This is a genomic window from Tannerella forsythia, assembly GCF_003860135.1.
Classification (GTDB): Bacteria; Bacteroidota; Bacteroidia; order Bacteroidales; family Tannerellaceae; genus Tannerella; species Tannerella forsythia_A.
This window is the reverse complement of the sequence record NZ_RQYN01000025.1, coordinates 24,815-43,255: the sequence shown is the minus strand read 5'-3', so window position 1 is coordinate 43,255 and position 18,441 is coordinate 24,815. Positions and strand designations below refer to the sequence as shown.

The following is an 18,441-nucleotide window of genomic DNA, read 5'->3' as shown; positions in this document are numbered from 1 at the left end:
ATGATAGAAAAATCCCTAAAATTACTTTTTCTAAAACTAAACAATGAAATAGCTATATATATTTAACAATACCATCTTTTGTATCGACAATGATGGTTACGGGACCATCGTTCGATAAATGAACTTTCATATCCGCACCGAAAACACCCGTTTTTACTTCATGACCTAATTGTATTTCTACTTCCTTGCAAAACAACCCGTATAATGGAATCGCAATATCCGGTTTCGCGGCGCGAATATACGACGGACGATTTCCTTTTTTTGTCGAAGCATATAAAGTAAATTGGCTGACGATTAAAATTTCTCCCCCGATTTCAAATACAGAGCGATTCATAACACCTTCGTCATCATCGAAAATTCTCATATTTACGATCTTTTTCGCCATCCGGAGAATTTCTTTATCCGTATCCGAATCTTCAAAACCCACCAATATCAATAGACCTTTACCAATCTCAGACCGTATTGTTCCATCAATCGTAACCGACGCGTGTTGGACGCGTTGTATGATTGTTCTCATATCACAAAAAATTAAATTCTTCCGCCTATATTTACTCCGATTTTTTAAAACTGTTTATTAAGATTCCCGCCTTACTCTCTCCAATCAATTCGATGAGTTCGTCCATCGGAGCTTCCTTAATCCGTTTTACACTCTTGTACTTTTTCAATAGCGCCTCTTTCGTCTTTTCTCCGATACCTTTAATTTCATCCAATTCCGAAATAATTTGCTTCTTACTTCGCATTTTCCGATGAAATGTAATACCAAACCGATGGGCTTCGTCGCGGAGATGTTGAATAACTTTCAATGTTTCCGAATTCTTATCGAGTATGAGCGGTATCGGATCGCCCGGATAAAAAATCTCTTCCAACCGTTTTGCTAATCCAATAATCGATATTTTATCCAACAAATTCAATTGCCGAAGTACTTCCGTCGCGGCATTCAACTGCCCTTTTCCTCCATCGATAACAACCAGCTGCGGAAGAGGCGAACCTTCTTCCAATAATCTTGTGTAACGACGTGTAACAACTTCTATCATGGAAGCGAAGTCATCGGGACCTACAACAGTCTTTATATGAAAATGACGATAATCCTTCTTCGACGGTTTTCCTTTTTTAAATACGACGCAAGCCGCAACAGGGTTTGTACCTTGTATATTGGAATTATCGAAACATTCTATCTGCATCGGCAGAACAGGTAAATGTAAATCCTTTTGAATCGTAGTCAAGAGACGAGTCGATCGCTGTTCCGGATTAAATTTATCCGAACGTTTCAACTTATCGATTTTGTATTGCTTTACATTCTGAATAGACAAATCAAGTAATTTCTTCTTATCTCCTCGTTGTGGAACCGTAAAAATAATGCGTTTCGAAAATACGCCTTCAGGTATGAAAGGAACAATTATTTCGGAAGCATTACTCCGAAATCTCTCTCTCATTTCTACAATACCCAAACCTAAAAGCTCCTCTTTTGGTTCATCCAGCTTTTTCCGATACTCAATCGTATATACCTGCACAATCGCTCCGTTCCCTATATGCATGTAATTGATATAAACGGATTGTTCGCTTTCATCCAACGAAAATACATCTACATTATGCAACATGGGGACAACCGTCGACTTCGACCGAAAATTTTCAATCAAATCATATTGATGTTTGATTTCCTGAGCTTCCTCAAAACGCATTTCCTCCGAAAGTTTCCGCATCCGATTTAGAAGAAGTGCACTTACCCGCGAGCTATTTCCTTTCAATATTTCCTTTATTTCGGAAATATTCCGATTATATTCTTCTTTGTTTTGTAATCCGACGCAAGGAGCTTTACATCGTTTAATATGATATTCGAGACAAACTTTATACTTTCCCGAAGCAATAGATTCGGGTGTCAAGGCATGTTTGCATGTCCGAATCGGATACAATTCTTTTATCAGTTGCAGCATGACTTTCGCAGCATAAGCAGAAGCATACGGACCGAAATACAAAGAACCATCCCTTACAATGTTTCTTGTTTGAAATATGCGTGGAAAATACTCGTTTTTAATAACGATGGAAGGATACGTTTTGTCGTCCTTCAATAAGACATTGTAACGCGGACGATACTGTTTGATTAAATTATTTTCGAGTAACAGGGCATCTTCTTCCGAATCTACTACAATATATTTTAAATCGTAAATATGTTTGACTAAAACACGAGTTTTATTATTTTCATGCTCTTTCTGAAAATAAGAAGAAACTCGTTTGCGTAAATTCTTAGCTTTCCCTACATAAATAATCGTTCCTTTACGATCGAAATATTGATAACATCCCGGCTTCTCAGGTATAGTAGAAAGAATTTTTAATATGTAGCTAAGCCTGTCATCCATTCTTATTTTATAAAAAATCACGTTCCACGTGGAACATTTCTATATTATCTACCTAATAGTACTAAAAGAATATTGACGTCGCTCGGAGAAATTCCGGGAATACGACTTGCCTGCGCAATCGTTTCCGGATTTATTTTATGTAACTTCTGGCGAGCTTCCGTCGAAAGAGATTTAATCGATAAATAATCAAACTTATCTTTGATCCGAATATTTTCCAATCGAGATACCTTATCCGCAATCTGTCTTTCGCGTCGAATGTATCCGCTGTATTTTATTCTGATCTCAGCCGCTTCTAAAATTTCATCCCGACGAGAAATCGGAATCACATCTGTCAACTGATTAAACTCCGGTATCACTTCTTTGATATCGGAAAACGAAACTTGAGGTCGAGTTAATATATTGGCCAGTTTATACGCATGAGGAATAGGAGCTGTTCCTAAAGAAATTAATGTAGAATTAATTTGAGTAGGTGTGACGGAAAAAGAATGAATAAATTCTGTAATTCGATCAATCATTTCTTTTTTCGTTTCCAACAAACCGTAACGATAAGTATCGGCAAGTCCTAATTGGTAAGCTCGTTCGGTAAGACGCATATCAGCATCGTCTTGACGCAAAAGAATACGATACTCCGCACGCGAAGTAAACATACGATACGGTTCATCTACTCCTTTCGTCACTAAATCATCGATCAGTACTCCAATATATGCCTCATCACGATTTAAAATAAACGTATCTTCACCATGACAACGAAGATGCGCATTAATACCCGCTACGATCCCCTGCCCTGCCGCTTCTTCATAACCGGTAGTACCATTAATCTGACCGGCAAAAAATAAATTCAAAATTTTTTTTGTCTCTAAAGTATGTAACAACTGTGTAGGATCAAAAAAATCATATTCGATCGCATATCCTGGACGATACAATTGAATGTCACGAAAAGGCGATATTTTTTGTAAAGCTTTCAACTGAATTTCAAAAGGAAGAGACGAAGAAAATCCATTCAAATAATATTCCTGTGTTGATTCACCTTCGGGTTCCAAAAATAATTGGTGTTGTACTTTATCGGCAAAAGTGACGATTTTTGTTTCAATACTCGGACAATAACGAGGACCTATACTTTGTATCTGTCCATTATACAGAGGTGATTCCGATAATCCTTTACGTAAGATATTGTGACACTCCTCATTCGTATATAAAGTCCAACAGCTTAATTGTTTAAGTTCTCTTTTGACATTGTCTAAATAAGAAAATTTACGAAAATCATTTTCGCCCGGCTGTTCAGTAAGTTCTTCAAAATGAACGCTTCTAGCGTCTATTCGAACAGGAGTGCCTGTTTTCATCCGATCGGAAATAAAACCGAGTGAAATCAACTGTTCGGTTAATCCACCTACAGCCGGTTCCGAAATTCGTCCGCCCGAAAATTGTACACGACCGACATGCATCAATCCATTCAAAAAAGTGCCGTTCGTCAAAACAACCGAATTTGCTCTAAATTCGACCCCTAAAGCCGTCTTTACACCACAAACACGATTTCCATTTAAAAGTAACTCAGCGACGGTATCTTGCCATATCCACAAATTAGGGAGATTTTCAAGAATCTCGCGCCAAGTTTGAATAAATTTGACTCGATCGTTCTGTGCCCGAGGACTCCACATGGCAGGTCCCTTACTGCGATTCAGCATCCGAAACTGAATAGCGGTACGATCGGTTACGATTCCCATAAAACCTCCCAAAGCATCGATCTCACGAACAATCTGCCCCTTCGCAATTCCACCTACAGCAGGATTGCAACTCATCTGGGCAATTTTATTCATATCCATCGTAATCAGTAACGTGCGCGAACCTAAATTCGCAGCCGCAGCCGCAGCTTCACAGCCTGCATGGCCTGCTCCCACTACTATCACATCATAATCGAATCTCATCTATTACTTAGCTTGATTAAAAAGAGGTGCAAAGATAATCAAAGACATACACAAATAAAAAACTCTTTAAAAAATATAGTTTCAATCAATAAGTAAACATTTTAAAATAGATAATTGTTATACCACCGTAAAACAAATTCAATAGAGACAATTATTTATTATACTTAGCGACAGACATAAGGATGAAAACTATATACCATCTATTATTCATATTTAGCCTTTTCATATCGGTAAACAATGCTATGGCACAAGTAGAAAGTATTAATACAGACAGACCCGACCAAAGTGACGGAGTATATACAATTCCCAAAAATACATTTCAACTTGAAAACGGTATAACAGTAGCTAAACAGAAAGTTATAAATAACTTAATGTTACGTTACGGATTAACTCCTTCAACTGAAATACGTCTGTTATTAGATGTAGGCAAAGAATTTGAAAATAAAGGATTATTACCTATTTCACTTAGTTTTAAACAAAGAATCATAGAACAAAAAGAAATCATTCCGGCTATGACCTTAGTAGGTTACGTAGCATTCGAACAGCTTGCAAGTAAAGATTTCAAAGGAAACAGCATACCTTTTGAAATCAAAATGGCTTTTGAAAATGAAATCAATGACAAATTTTCGATCGGATATAATTTGGGAACTTCTAATCAATTTAAAGACTTAAACTTATCATCAGCTCTCGGATACAATATAACCGACAAAATATCTACCTTTATCGAATATTTTTCTACTCTTTCAAAAAACGGAAACGAACATAACATAGATGCAGGAATCTTGTATATCATCAATCCGAAACTACAAATAGATATCGCCTATGCGCAACCTATTTATGGTTTAGAAAATAAACCTTTCGGGACAATCGGAATAGCTTATTCCTTTCAATAAACCGGAAAACATAAAAATAAGTCCGTTGTAAACTATAAAAATAGTTACAACAGACTTATACCTATAAAAAAGTATTTCCGACCAGTTCCGAAATACCCCCTACTCTATTCAAAACTTACCTATAAATCTGCTACTTCATTTAACAGAGAAGATAAGCACTTAACATTTCATCGAGTCCTTCCCAAACACGTTCAGTCGTCAATAATTCAAAACGTTCTTCTTTTGTCATCGTTCCGTCATCAGGAAGAATATCATCCGGACTTATGCCTTGAAAACGTACATAATATCCCGGAAGCCAAAGGCTTTTACGTATTCCTGGAGGATAAATGGCAAAAGAAGGTACATCTAAAGCCTGAGCAATATGACGAGGACCTCCTTCGTTTCCAAAAAAGAAATCACAAAGCGACGTAAGCGCACGTAATTCTTGAAGCGAACTTGCTTCTATATTCATAAAAATATGAGGATCTTTGCCTAAATCCTCATATAACCGATTACAAATTTTTTTCTCACGTTCTCCAGCATAATTCAAAATAATCTGCGGATGATATCTTTCGATCATTTTTTCAATAATTACCTTCATACGTTCCATATCCCAGCCTTTCCCCACAATACGGGTAGCAACAGCCGCAAGGACTATGGGACGCTTAAAATCGATTCCCTGACGCTCCATATAGGAACGATAAACAGCTTTCTCTTCATCCGGAACAAATAAACTAAACGAAGTTTCATATTTAACATCGGCAATCTTTTCCAAAGGTTCCAACAATCTTAAATTACACTGTACCATATCTAACGAACTATCATCCCGATTAGGCACTCGATAATTATTCAGAAAAAGACTATAGGCCTTCTTTGTCCCTATGCGAAAAGGTGTACGTAACGAAAAAAGACTGAAAAATAGGGTCTTTACCGTAGCACGCATATCAATAATCACATCGTAATACGTCTCACGCATTAAACGACGGACACGTTTCAAATACTTAGGTAAATTATAGTTCTCTTCGTCACTGAAGGTAATGATCCGATCTATATCGGGATGACCTTCGTACAAAGAGGCTATATTGTCATTTAAAACAAAATCGACCTGAACTCCGGGAAATGTTTTTTTCAAACTCTTGCATACGGAAACAGCCAAAACAGAGTCTCCCACTCGTCGGAAACGAATCACCAATGCTCTTTTAACCGAAATTCGTGGTTTCATTGCCGAAGTTTTACTTCTTACCGTATAATACAGGATTAAGCGACGGATCGTTATACATCTTCATTTGTTTGTAAACTTTCATGTATTTCCGTCCCTCGCTGATATCGTTCAACAACTGATCTAACGCCGTCGAAAGGTCTTTCTTCTGTTCAAGCAATATATCCAGTTTACGGCGACAAGTCTCAAGATGATCAGTCTCAGCATCCGTACGATCGGCTTCAGCTTTCATGTGATAAATCTTCAATACCAAAATAGAAAGACGATCAATAGCCCATGCAGGGCTTTCGGTATTGATAGTTGCATCAGGTAAAATAGATACATCTTTATATTTATCAAGAAAATAACTATCAATTCGTTCGACTAAGTCCGTACGATCCTGATTGGATTTATCAATACGTCTTTTAATAACCAAAGCTTCGGAAGGATCTATATTTGGATCTCGAATAATATCTTCAAGATGCCACTGTACCGCATCAATCCAATTTTTTAAATAGAGATAACATTCAATTTTTTCTTGCGGGTAAGGGTTTCGAATCATGGCATCAACGTCGTCTGTTAAGTGGTAATCGTTCGTAGCCTGTTCAAAAATCGGATAACATAGTTCACTAAAACGTTCCATAAACATTAATTTTTAAAGTCGACAAATATACGTAACTCTTTCCAATATACCAATTGTCTATTTTAAATTACGGCAGATAAACCCAAAGCACAGAAAGATTTCAACCAATTTTTATGGATATATACATCAGATTAATTTTTAAAAATCTAAAATGATGTAGATGATAGGCTGTTTAAAGTGTTGATATTTTTTTCTATGATTTTTTGTATTTCATTCTTTCAAATAAAAGGATTATTTTTTGAGTAAGATATAAACAAGATAAGTTATTTATAAATAGTATTTAGAGGTAATTTATAAACAAAGTTTGAAAACTTTTTCAGGGGATATTTTAGCATCGTAAAAATCATTTTTTTTGTGGATTTTGTCGTTTGAAAAGTACATAAAAGAATTCGTATAATTTTTTCGGGAGATAAAATTTGATGCCTATTTAAAAATCGAACCAATTAATCAAATTCCTTTTTCAGTTTTTATAAACAACTTTTTCCTGAGTTTTCAGCTTCCTTCTTCTAAAGTAAAAGATAAAAAAATTCCCCGAAAATAAGAAGTTTCCGGGGAACTTAAATATTGATAAATTATTTAGATAATTAATTGAATATATAACGTAAACTTAGTTGCATATAATATGTCGAAGCATATCCTATATTAGGTCTATAAGTTTCTTTAAGTACTTCTTTTCCGTTTTTAAGAAAGTTGAAAGTTGGTTTTACTGATCCATTTCCTTCCACAACTTTTTTCATGTTTGCTACTTCTAAAATATTATTTTTATTTACGCTATTATGTGTTCCCCATTTGCTATTTAGAAGATTTCCTACATTTATGATATCTAAACCTATTTGTATTGTATTTCGTTTTCCACCAGCATTTATAAAGAAGTCCTGTAAAATTTTTACATCGAAAGTATTTATCCAAGGCATAAGTACACCATTACGTATTGCGTATTTTCCTTTGTTATTTCTTAAATAATTATCTTGTTCAATGTAATTCCAAAAATCAATTTCTTGTTGCGAAGCAGTGTAAATAACTTTACCATAATTGGGACTTTTTTTGTCTGTATCTAACATATCAACAAACGTTATTTCAGATTTATCTTTAGGAATATAAAGCATAGCATTACCTCCTCCGTCATTGTTTAAGTTATTAGGATATTTATTTAAATTAGTAGCAGCATATGTGTAAGAAAAGCGACCTTGTTCTCCTCCTTCATAAAATAAAGATATGGTTGTAGCAAAATATTTAGCATATTCTTTTCTATATGAAATAGATGCTATTAGACGATTGGGTAAAATATAATTCATATAGCCTATATCATGAGAATTTGAACCATAAGTGCGAGGATCATTGAACCAAGCAGAACCTACTTGATCACCGATTCCATCACCTGAACTTTTTCCATAACTACGTGTATATGCTATTGAAGCATCAAAACCGTTTTCAAATGATTTCTGTAATTTTGCTGTAACCGACCAATATTTATTTTCTCCTGCATTATTGAGTAAATATACATTTTTTAATTTGGATTGATAATATTGCTTTTTGGAGATAGGACGTTGATCAGGATATCCATTTATTCGGAAAGCATCAGGTTTTAATCCAACATTAGTTACTCCTACCGAATTTATATCTTTACTATAAATTCCTTCTAATGATGCATTCATATTCCACGGTAATTTAATGTCAATGGCAAGACTGCTTTTCCAATTTTGTGGTAATTTTAGATTATCATCAATTTTAACAATAGCAGAGTTAATAGAAGGTTCTGCCTTTAGGCCGTCTGGATATATTTCTTTTAATATTTCAGATACTGATGGTTTAAATGAAGGTATGGTTTTATTAGTATAAGTCGTTTGTAAAACACCTGCATCACTTGCTTGAGCTACAATCCAAACAAAAGGAATAGTTCCTGTAAAAAGACCTGTACCTCCTCTTAAAACAATAGAACGATCACCTTTTATGTCATAATTAAATCCTAAACGAGGAGAAAGTAGAATTTTAGCTGAAGGTAATTCTCCCGTATCAAATTTTTTACCATTAAAATCTAATTCAGCAACTTTAGGATTATACGTATCTATTTTTGGATAAATAGGTAGATCAGCTCGTATTCCAGCTAATATTTTTAGTTGTTTAGATATATTTATCTCATCTTGTGCGTATAAGGTGAATTGATTAAATTTAAAAGAAGGAAATGCTTGTGAAATAGAAAGATCGTTTGGATGTGTAATTGCAAATGATTTTGCAGGTTTATCAGATATAAAATCTTCCCACGAATTATAAGCATAATATCCCGTTCCAAAGCGTTGAAATCCATTTTTAGTATAGTTGTATTCATATTGTAAACCAGTTGTTATAGTATGTTTTCCAAAATTATAGATTACATCGTCATTAATAGTAAAAGAATTAACTTTTCGTAAATTTCCGTATGAAAATAGTTCAGTTCCAAAACTTACAAATGGAATTTTATCTTTTAGAATGTCTACAAAAGGAAATGCTTTACCAGAAGTAGAACGAGGTTCGTCTTGATTTGTATAAGTAAATCTAAATAAATTGTTTAATTTTCCAAATGAAGAATTTAGTTCGGCAGCAACAGATGAAAAATTTTGTTCTTGAAAATAGCCTGTATTTTTATACCACATTGCATACATTCCTCTTCTATTATAGCTTCTATCATAAGGTGAAGGGAAAATTTGTGATGAGGAAGTGCTTGGATATAAAGGTTCTTTGCTTTTTGTAATATTATATCGGATATTTAAACGATGATTATTATTTATATTCCAATCTACCCTAGCTAAAAATTTCATTCCTGTACTTTCATTTGAATAATCTTGATAGGGACCTGTTTCATAACCATATTTTTCAGATAAATATTTACTGATCATATCCATTTCGCTGGCAAGCGGACGAGCTATATTATTTGATCCGTCAGTATAAGGATTATTATCTGTTGCAGCTACTCTTGATGGGCCGGGAACAATCGTTTTTTCTGCTTCAAAGTTAACGAAAAAGAATAATTTATTTTTGATAATGGGGCCTCCGAAACGTATACCGTATAGATTGTATCTACTTTTTGTGCGCTTAAAAGTTTGATCTTTTACTTTATTCCCTTTAAATTTTTCGTTGTTTAAATAACTATAAACTGATCCTCTGAATTCATTATCTCCTGAACGAGTTACTGCATTTATAGAAGCTCCGAGAAATCCACTTTGTCGAACATCGTAAGGAGTAACGCTTACCGATATTTGTTCAATCGCATCTAACGAAATTGGAGAACCGTTCGCAGGCATGCTCTGCCCAATACCAAATTTATTATTAAAAGAAGCTCCATCGATTGTAATGTTATTTTGGCGATAAGTGCCTCCTCCAATAGCTGCTCCATTTGCTTGAGGAGTAAGTTTTGTAAAGTCTGTTAGATTTCTGCTAACTGAAGGTAATGTATTAATGAGTCTTGTATTAATATTGGTCACAGCACCAGCTCTGTCACTATTCATATTCGAACTTCCACCTTTTGCTATAACTTGGATTTCATCTAATCCCACGGCTTCTTCTGTAAGTTCAATGTTTAATACATAATTTTCACTTAATGAAAGTGTTATTCCTGTTGTTACTGATTTTTTATATCCAATATACGATACTTCTACTTTATATGGACCTCCTACACGCATTCCATTTAAGTTATATCGTCCATCTACATTCGTAATTGTTCCATACGTTGTTCCTGAAGGTTCGTGGGTAGCAACAATTGTTGCACCTATAACTGCTCCTTCTTTATCTGTAACATGCCCGCTCATACTTGCGGTCGTTATTTGTGCTTGTATTGCAGTAGTTGTCATAAGAAGAAACATTACTGCAAGAAATTTGATTTTTTTTACCATAAGTGCTTGTATTAATAGTTAAATAAATTTCTTTTTTACTTTGATAATCATGTTATTCTTGTATATTCGATAATCAAACGATTTTATCGTTACTTTTCAATAATTTCCGTACGAGGGTACTGTGGAACGATTTGTTTTTTGTTTCGGATATACTCCACAATTGTTTCCTCTGATGTTTTGTCGGTGATTTGGGGCGCTTTTTCATGATCGTATCTATAAGCCGATGCGAGATAATCATTGATTCCGACACGGTAATATTTGTTTTCATCGAGCGGCTTTCCGTTTGTCATCTTCATTTCGATGCGTTCCGCTTCACCGTCTTTCGTGAAAATTTTATACGTCATTCCCGAAACGAACAGATCGACACGCCTGTTTTTGCGTTTATGCGAATTTTTGATGAGCGAACGGATTTCGTCCGGTTTCATTTCAAGAATGACGATACGGTTGTTAAACGGGTCCAATTCATAAATTTTACCCATGGTAAGATCACCTTTTTCGATTTGTCCGATGCGTACTCCACCGGCATTTTGAAAGGCGAAATCCGTTTGATGTACGTTTACGATGGCATCGGTCATCAGGTTACCGAGCGCTTCTTTTCCGTCAAATTGTTTTCCTACTTCTCCAATCACCTCGTTCATCGGTGATTCGTCGCGGTATTTGGTGATTAATGCTTTGATGGCTTCATTTTCGTCATGCAGTTTAGCCAGATTAATCAATTCGTTTTTTCTATCGACTACTTTACCATTTCTGACCGTAATTGTTGTTTTGCCGATGTATTTCAGGTATTCATTTGCCTGTGTGATCAGGACGTTGTTTACGATGATTCCCGTGTCGAGTTTCGTATGTGTATGTCCTCCTACAATCAGATCAAGTTCGGGCATACGTTCGGCAATTTGTTTATCCGTGTCGAGTCCCGTATGTGTCAAAGCGATAAACAGGTTACATTTATTTCGCATCTCACGCAATGTCTGAAGCGCTTCGACAGGTTCTGTAAACGTGATACCTTTAACTTTGTCGGGATGTGTGGCGGGAATGAGTTGGCCGTTTACATTTTCGATCTGAATGGCCGAAATGATTCCGATTTTCACCCCGTCGATTTCGATTATGGCCGAAGCTTCGGGTTGTTTAATGCAAAGACTGTCGTTTACTGTCATATTCGCGCAAAGAAAGGGAAATTCGGCTTGGGCGATACGGTCGCATAAAATCTGTTGACCATAGTCGAATTCGTGGTTTCCGAATACCGTAAAATGGTATCCGATGCGGTTCATCAAGTCGATTATGGGGAAGCCGTTACCGTATTTTGGACAATAATCGACGATCGGATTACCCGAGAATAAATCGCCTGCACTTAATACCAATACATTCGGATTTTTTTGTCGTTCTTGTTCGACGTAAGCCGCTACTTTCGCGTAATCATCGATATGTGCGTGCATATCGTTTGTTGAAAGTACGACAATCTGCTTATCCTGTTCTTGACATGCCACGCAACAGAACAGTATGATCCAAAGAGTGAGTTTCTTCAACATAAATTCCGTTTTTTTATCTTTGGTGCAAAGGTAGTATATTTTATATTACATTAGTGTTGCTTTGCTGTTTTTTATTTTTTACGTTTTGTATCCTTCCGAAAAAACTTATCTTTGTGCGAGGTAGTTCTTTAACGGATAAGATGTATGAAGATTGGTATTCTTTCGTCGGGCGGAGATTGTCCCGGCATTAATGCGACCATTCGCGGGGTAGGCAAAACGGCTATTATGCACTATGGTATGGAGGTGATAGGCATCCATAACGGCTTTACAGGGTTGCTTAATCGGGATGTGGAGGTGTTCACCGAACGAACGCTTTCGGGTATTCTGAACCTGGGAGGGACGATTCTCGGGACTTCACGTGAGAAACCTTTCAAAAAGATTATTCAGTCCGGTGATAATAAGAAACCGGAAATCATTCGTCAGAATTATATGGATATGGGACTTGACTGTCTTATCTGCATCGGCGGGAACGGTACGCAAAAGACAGCGAACAAACTTTCCCAGATCGGTCTGAATGTGATAGGAGTACCTAAAACAATCGATAATGATATTTATGGAACGGATATCACGTTCGGGTTCGATACGGCCGTCAATATTGCAGCAGAAGCCATTGATCGGCTGCATTCGACAGCCAGCTCGCACAAGCGCGTGATGGTGGTCGAAGTGATGGGCCATAGCGCCGGATGGATCGCGCTCTATGCCGGTATGGCAGGTGGGGCAGATATAATTCTTATTCCCGAACTGGGTTTTGATATTCATAAAGTCAATGAAAAGATATTGCACCGTTTGCACCTCGGCAAACCGTATTCAATTATTGTCACGGCCGAAGGATTGAAGACAGACCGTCCCAGTCCGGCCGATTATATTTCGCATGCGGTAGAAGAGGCGACAGGCATTGAGGTACGTCAAACAGTGCTTGGATATATTCAGCGCGGTGGAAATCCCTCTCCTTTCGACCGAAATCTCGCTACACTCCTTGGGGGACATGCTACCGAGCTTGTCGCTCAAAAACAGTTCGGACGTATGGTCTGTTTAAAAGACGGGAAAATCGGTTCCGTGCCGCTCGCTGAAATTGCGGGAAAGACGAAACGCGTATCACCCGATAATGATCTTATTAAACAAGGGGAGCGTATGGGAATTTCGTTTGGAGTATAGGTGGTTGATTTTCGAGAGCATTCTTTGAGCAGATAAAAATAGTAAACGATAATTAATCCGTATTTCTTGTCGTTTTTTTCGCGGAAATTCAGCTTTTTTCTATGTTTGCAGTATGTGTAAGAAATATCTTCCTGTGGGTATGAAAGAGGCGGTGACTCATTGTCTGGATTCTTTCGTGCCGTTTTATTTATACCGTTTGCCCGAGCGGGAGGGAGGACGGCTGGGTTTCGGAGTTTCGCTGAGCGGACGAATAGAGCGTAAGCCGGCGGATTTTTCCGTTCCCGGTTTTATTGCGGTTCCTTTCGATTCGGAAGAAGAGGCTTACTTCATTCCGGGGGAATTCGAATGCGAGGGAGATTTGACGGATAAGGCGGTGCGGGATTTGAAGGATACCGTATTCTCCGGTATCCGTATGCCTTGTCCGGAATCCGGAGATATGGATAAGGAAGCTTACCGTACGGCTTTTGAGGAGATCATGCGCCGGATAGATTCCGGGGTATTGGAAAAGGTCGTTTTATCCCGCACCTTGACCCTTAAGAGGGGCGATTCCGGATTCTCCGACGTTTTTTCTTATTGGGAGTTGCTCCGAAAGGCTTATCCTCATGCTTTCGTTTTTCTCTATTTTATTCCGGGAAAGGGAGTATGGGCGGGAGCGAGTCCGGAACTCCTGTTGGATTATGCGGAAGGACGCGTAAAGACGATGGCTTTGGCCGGAACCAGGCCCGTATCTTTCGAAGGCGAGTTGCTTAAGCCGTGGACGCAAAAAGAGATAAAAGAGCAAGGAGTAGTCAGGGACTATATCCGGGAAGTGCTTGAGAACCATTGTCGCAGCGTAGAGATGTCGGAGACCCGCACCTTTATGGCCGGTAATATTTGCCATTTGTGTACGGATTTTACGGCATTGACCGGAGACGGCTTAGAAAGCTTGCTCAAAGCGCTTCATCCTACCCCGGCACTCGGCGGATTCCCCCGTAAGGAAGCTTTGGCGTGTATCCGGGAGGTCGAGGTGCATGAACGCAAATTTTACGGAGGATATTTGGGGCCTGTGGGTAAGGATGCTGCGAGATTGTATGTGAACATCCGTTCGATGGAATTGTTTCCCGGGGCATTCCGGCTTTATGTGGGAGGAGGTATAAACATAGATTCGGTATTCGAAGACGAATGGGAAGAGACCTCGGATAAGGCGGCTACTCTTTTGAATGTGCTTGGAATACATTCCGTCGGAGATAAGGCGGATTTTAAATGATAATGCAAGATGATGGATTCGGATTATTCGGATAAGAAAGGCGTAAGCGTATTGATGGATTTATTCGAGATGAAGGGCATACGTAAACTCGTTATGTCGCCCGGTTCGCGAAATGCTCCTCTTTTGTTTTCTTTCTCCCGGAATCCCGCTTTCGAGAAATACGTGATCGCGGATGAGCGTTCCGCCGGTTTTTTCGCTCTCGGATTGGCTTTGGCCTCGGGTGAAGCCGTAGGATTGGTTTGTACTTCCGGTACGGCCATGTTGAATTATGCTCCTGCCGTTGCCGAGGCTTTTTACAGGGGGATTCCTTTGGTTGCGGTGACGGCCGACCGTCCGGCCGAATGGATCGACCAGGACGAGGGACAGACGATTCGACAGGAGGGAGCTATGGCCGGTTTCGTTAAGTCGTATTGCAGCTTGAGAGCGGAATTCGATACTTCCGCCTCGGCATGGTATGCCAATCGTCGTTTGAATGAGGTGTTGAACCATGCCCTGATGCCCCGGCGAGGACCCGTGCACATCAATATGTCGTTTTGCGAACCGCTATACGGGACTTCCTCCGGATATTCCGGAAAAGAGCGGGCGATAACGTTGGTTAGGGAACGGCAAGAATTGCCGGAAGAGGTATGGGATATGCTCGTAAGGCGGTTTTTGGAAGCTCCCAGGGTGATGATCGTCGCCGGTTTTTATCCTCCCGACGAAGACGTGTCCGTCGCATTGCGGGATATATGCAAATTTCCCCATACGGTTTTGTTTGCCGAGAGTCTCTCCAATATCCGTACGGATACGGGGATATGTACGGTAGACCGGGTATTGGCTGCAGCCGGAGAAGACGAATCGCTTTATCCGGAACTCCTTATTTCTTTCGGAGGCTCATTGGTTTCCCGTATGTTGAAAACTTTTTTACGGAGGGCGAAACCTGCGGAGCATTGGGGGATAGACGAGAGGTTTCCGGCTCCGGACACTTTCTGTGCGCTTACCCATCATATATGTACGGGAGCTTCGGGCTTTTGGAAGGAATTCGCCGGACGGTTGAAAGACAAGGCACCGGACTCCCTCTCACCGGAAGGAGTTTCCTATGCCGGTTCGTGGCAGAAGATAAAACGGAAGGCAGACCTTCTGCACCGTACCTTTATGGCGGATGCGGGATGGAGCGACCTCAAGGCTTTCGAAGTGATTTTAAGGCATATTCCCCATGATGCTGCTTTGCATGCGGCTAATTCCACGCCCGTACGTTATCTCCAATTATTCGAACACACGCATTATGCGGGAGGAGAATGGAGCAATCGCGGAACCAACGGAATCGAGGGGGCCACTTCCACGGCAATGGGGTTTTCCGAAGTATATTCCGGGACCACCCTTTTGATTACGGGAGATCTGAGTTTTATGTACGATTCCAATGCTTTGTGGATGCCTTATGTAAACGGGCGGATACGGGTGATCGTGATGCGTAACGGAGGAGGGGGGATATTCCGTTTTATTCCCGGGCCGGATTCTTTGAAGGAATTGGAGACCTGTTTCGAGACTCCGCTCGAAGTTCCCGTAAGGGAAATGGCCGGAGCTTACGGATGGAGATATATGAAGGCCGCTTCCGCCGAAGAACTGGAAACGGTGTTACCTTCGTTTTTCGCATCCGGCGACAAGGCGGTCCTGCTCGAGGTGGAAACGCCGAGGTTTGAAAACGCCCCTGTATTGAAATCGTATTTTACATATATTTCGGGGGAGTCTTACCCCGTAAACCGATAGAACTTACAATTAAAACAGATGAATATGAGAGAATGGAAGGAAATAAAGAAATACGAGGATATTTTATTCGAGTATTTCGAGGGAATAGCCAAGATAACCATCAACCGGCCTAAGGTTTATAATGCTTTCCGGCCGCAGACGAATGCCGAAATTCTGGATGCCATGGATATATGCAGGGAGCGTCCGGATATAGGCGTAGTCGTTTTGACCGGAGCCGGCGATAAGGCTTTTTGTTCGGGAGGAGATCAGCATGTGAAAGGGATGGGAGGGTATATCGACGGAGGAGGAGTTCCCCGATTGAATGTATTGGATGTGCATAAGGCCATCCGTTCTCTGCCCAAGCCCGTCATTGCCATGGTCAACGGTTATGCCATAGGAGGAGGGCATGTGCTTCATGTGGTATGCGATTTGACGATAGCGGCCGAGCATGCCCGTTTCGGACAGACCGGCCCCAAGGTCGGGAGTTTCGACGGAGGTTTCGGTTCTTCTTATCTTGCCCGTTGTGTAGGTCAGAAGAAGACGAGGGAGATCTGGTTTTTATGCCGTCAGTATACCGCTGCGGAGGCCGAAGCTATGGGGATGGTAAACAAGGTGGTACCTGCCGCGAGGTTGGAGGACGAAACGGTGGACTGGTGCAAGACGATATTGAGCCGGAGTCCGATGGCGATCCGGATGATTAAACGGGCTTTGAATGCGGAGCTCGACGGCCAGAGAGGATTGATGGAGTTTGCAGGGGATGCTACCCTTATGTATTATCTTATGGAAGAAGCTCAGGAGGGGAAAAATGCCTTTTTGGAAAAACGGACTCCGGATTTCGACAAGTTCCCTAAATTCCCGGGTTGATGCTTAAGGCCGATTATATCCCCTATACCTTGAAATTCAAGGAGCCGGCAGGGACGTCGCGGGGCGTTTTGCATACCAGGCAGACTTATTTCGTGAGGGTATACGACGATGCTTTCCCCTCTCGGGCAGGTTACGGCGAGGCGGCTTTATTCCGGGGATTGAGTGCGGAAGAGGGAGCGGATTACGAAGAGCGGCTGGCGGAGGTTTGCAACGGCGTTTGCGGGTTTACTCCCGACGCCTGGCAGGCATATCCTTCTTTGTGTTTCGGGATGGAAACGGCGCTTGCCGACTTCGAGGGCGGGGGATTGCTTTTTCCCTCGGCTTTCACTTCCGGCGAGGCGGGGATTCCCATAAACGGTTTGATATGGATGGGGAGCTTCGAAGCTATGCGAAGGCGTGTGGAGGAGAAACGGGAGGAGGGTTTTTGCTGTATAAAACTTAAAATCGGGGCTATCGATTTCGAATCGGAACTCGCTTTGGTACGGATGGTCCGGGAGAAATTCGGGAAGGATGCCGTTATCCGTCTCGATGCGAACGGGGCTTTCGAAGAGGAGGAGGCTATGTATAAATTGGAACGTTTATCCGCCTTCGGCATCCATTCGGTGGAGCAGCCCGTCAGGGCCGGGAATTACGGGGCTATGCGCAGGATTGCTGCGAATGCCCCTGTTGCCGTGGCCTTGGATGAGGAATTGATAGGCTTATACGATGAAACTTCCAAACGGGAGATGTTAGCTTATATCCGTCCGGCCTGTATCGTACTCAAGCCTTCGCTTGTCGGAGGTTTTTACGGCACGGAACAATGGATAAGGATTGCCGAATCCATGGGGATAGCATGGTGGATCACTTCCGCTTTGGAGTCGAATATAGGCCTGAATGCCATTGCCCAGTGGACCTATATTCATGGGAATCCCCTGCCTCAGGGATTGGGTACGGGCGCTTTGTTTACGAATAATACGGATGCGCCTCTTTATACGGAAGGCGGTTATTTGAGATATGCCGCAGGGAAGAGACCTTCCCGTTGCGGTGTCGAGGCCTTGTTCCGGGAAAAATACGGGAACGGGGGATTGTAA

The 18,441-nt window shown here is 40.3% G+C and carries 13 protein-coding genes; 6 read left to right on the top strand and 7 right to left on the bottom strand.

The genetic code is table 11. The annotated features are described in order from the left end of the window. Positions 1-52: 52 nt before the first annotated feature. From dtd to mnmG, 3 genes are read right to left on the bottom strand one after another with little or no spacing between them, the layout of a single operon-like run. Positions 53-517, bottom strand: coding sequence for a D-aminoacyl-tRNA deacylase (gene dtd, locus EII41_RS07745; protein WP_124790112.1), 465 nt, complete (start codon positions 515-517; stop codon positions 53-55). A 31-nt stretch (positions 518-548) separates the two neighbouring features. Continuing rightward, the gene (gene uvrC / locus EII41_RS07740; RefSeq protein WP_124790111.1) at positions 549-2,354 is read right to left on the bottom strand and encodes an excinuclease ABC subunit UvrC; all 1,806 of its coding nucleotides are present in this window, start codon (positions 2,352-2,354) and stop codon (positions 549-551) included. Between the two features lie 44 nt (positions 2,355-2,398). Continuing rightward, entirely contained in the window at positions 2,399-4,276 is a 1,878-nt protein-coding gene (mnmG, locus tag EII41_RS07735; RefSeq protein WP_124790110.1) for a tRNA uridine-5-carboxymethylaminomethyl(34) synthesis enzyme MnmG, read from the bottom strand. A gap of 242 nt (positions 4,277-4,518) precedes the next feature. On the opposite strand from mnmG, the gene EII41_RS07730 reads away from it, so the two are divergent. Further along, positions 4,519-5,169 (top strand): transporter, encoded by a 651-nt coding sequence (locus EII41_RS07730; RefSeq protein WP_185711866.1) that lies wholly within the window; start codon positions 4,519-4,521, stop codon positions 5,167-5,169. 139 nt (positions 5,170-5,308) lie between these two features. On the opposite strand, the gene EII41_RS07725 is transcribed toward EII41_RS07730, so the two are convergent. The 4 genes from EII41_RS07725 to EII41_RS07710 form a co-directional block, all read right to left on the bottom strand. Further along, positions 5,309-6,370: a glycosyltransferase family 9 protein gene (locus EII41_RS07725; protein ID WP_124790108.1), complete on the bottom strand. Its 1,062-nt coding sequence runs from the start codon at positions 6,368-6,370 to the stop codon at positions 5,309-5,311. A gap of 10 nt (positions 6,371-6,380) precedes the next feature. Beyond that, positions 6,381-6,995, bottom strand: coding sequence for a DUF4254 domain-containing protein (locus EII41_RS07720; RefSeq protein WP_185711545.1), 615 nt, complete (start codon positions 6,993-6,995; stop codon positions 6,381-6,383). Positions 6,996-7,573: 578 nt separating this feature from the next. Beyond that, positions 7,574-10,855 (bottom strand): carboxypeptidase regulatory-like domain-containing protein, encoded by a 3,282-nt coding sequence (locus EII41_RS07715; protein WP_124790107.1) that lies wholly within the window; start codon positions 10,853-10,855, stop codon positions 7,574-7,576. Between the two features lie 89 nt (positions 10,856-10,944). Continuing rightward, complete coding sequence (locus EII41_RS07710; RefSeq protein WP_124790106.1) at positions 10,945-12,381, bottom strand: bifunctional metallophosphatase/5'-nucleotidase; 1,437 nt, start codon at positions 12,379-12,381, stop codon at positions 10,945-10,947. 144 nt (positions 12,382-12,525) lie between these two features. On the opposite strand from EII41_RS07710, the gene EII41_RS07705 reads away from it, so the two are divergent. The 5 genes from EII41_RS07705 to EII41_RS07685 all read left to right on the top strand — a co-directional run bounded on the left by EII41_RS07705 (position 12,526) and on the right by EII41_RS07685 (position 18,441). After that, positions 12,526-13,536 (top strand): ATP-dependent 6-phosphofructokinase, encoded by a 1,011-nt coding sequence (locus tag EII41_RS07705; protein WP_124752334.1) that lies wholly within the window; start codon positions 12,526-12,528, stop codon positions 13,534-13,536. A 112-nt stretch (positions 13,537-13,648) separates the two neighbouring features. After that, entirely contained in the window at positions 13,649-14,782 is a 1,134-nt protein-coding gene (locus EII41_RS07700) for an isochorismate synthase (protein ID WP_260425523.1), read from the top strand. A 9-nt stretch (positions 14,783-14,791) separates the two neighbouring features. Then, a complete protein-coding gene (gene menD / locus EII41_RS07695; RefSeq protein WP_260425522.1) occupies positions 14,792-16,528 on the top strand; it encodes a 2-succinyl-5-enolpyruvyl-6-hydroxy-3-cyclohexene-1-carboxylic-acid synthase in 1,737 nt (578 codons plus the stop codon). A gap of 18 nt (positions 16,529-16,546) precedes the next feature. Continuing rightward, positions 16,547-17,371: a 1,4-dihydroxy-2-naphthoyl-CoA synthase gene (menB, locus tag EII41_RS07690; protein ID WP_039423008.1), complete on the top strand. Its 825-nt coding sequence runs from the start codon at positions 16,547-16,549 to the stop codon at positions 17,369-17,371. Continuing rightward, on the top strand, positions 17,371-18,441 hold the full coding sequence (locus EII41_RS07685) for an o-succinylbenzoate synthase (RefSeq protein WP_124790105.1): 1,071 nt from the start codon (positions 17,371-17,373) through the stop codon (positions 18,439-18,441). The genes menB and EII41_RS07685 overlap by 1 nt, the downstream gene beginning before the upstream one ends.

Bases quoted from the DNA above. Each gene is read 5' to 3' on its own strand.
- EII41_RS07700 (WP_260425523.1), top strand. From the start codon at position 13,649: ATGTGTAAGAAATATCTTCCTGTGGGTATGAAAGAGGCGGTGACTCAT.
- EII41_RS07720 (WP_185711545.1), bottom strand. From the start codon at position 6,995: ATGTTTATGGAACGTTTTAGTGAACTATGTTATCCGATTTTTGAACAG.
- EII41_RS07685 (WP_124790105.1), top strand. From the start codon at position 17,371: ATGCTTAAGGCCGATTATATCCCCTATACCTTGAAATTCAAGGAGCCG.
- EII41_RS07705 (WP_124752334.1), top strand. From the start codon at position 12,526: ATGAAGATTGGTATTCTTTCGTCGGGCGGAGATTGTCCCGGCATTAAT.
- dtd (WP_124790112.1), bottom strand. From the start codon at position 517: ATGAGAACAATCATACAACGCGTCCAACACGCGTCGGTTACGATTGAT.
- menD (WP_260425522.1), top strand. From the start codon at position 14,792: ATGATGGATTCGGATTATTCGGATAAGAAAGGCGTAAGCGTATTGATG.
- EII41_RS07725 (WP_124790108.1), bottom strand. From the start codon at position 6,370: ATGAAACCACGAATTTCGGTTAAAAGAGCATTGGTGATTCGTTTCCGA.
- uvrC (WP_124790111.1), bottom strand. From the start codon at position 2,354: ATGGATGACAGGCTTAGCTACATATTAAAAATTCTTTCTACTATACCT.
- EII41_RS07715 (WP_124790107.1), bottom strand. From the start codon at position 10,855: ATGGTAAAAAAAATCAAATTTCTTGCAGTAATGTTTCTTCTTATGACA.
- EII41_RS07710 (WP_124790106.1), bottom strand. From the start codon at position 12,381: ATGTTGAAGAAACTCACTCTTTGGATCATACTGTTCTGTTGCGTGGCA.
- menB (WP_039423008.1), top strand. From the start codon at position 16,547: ATGAATATGAGAGAATGGAAGGAAATAAAGAAATACGAGGATATTTTA.
- EII41_RS07730 (WP_185711866.1), top strand. From the start codon at position 4,519: ATGGCACAAGTAGAAAGTATTAATACAGACAGACCCGACCAAAGTGAC.
- mnmG (WP_124790110.1), bottom strand. From the start codon at position 4,276: ATGAGATTCGATTATGATGTGATAGTAGTGGGAGCAGGCCATGCAGGC.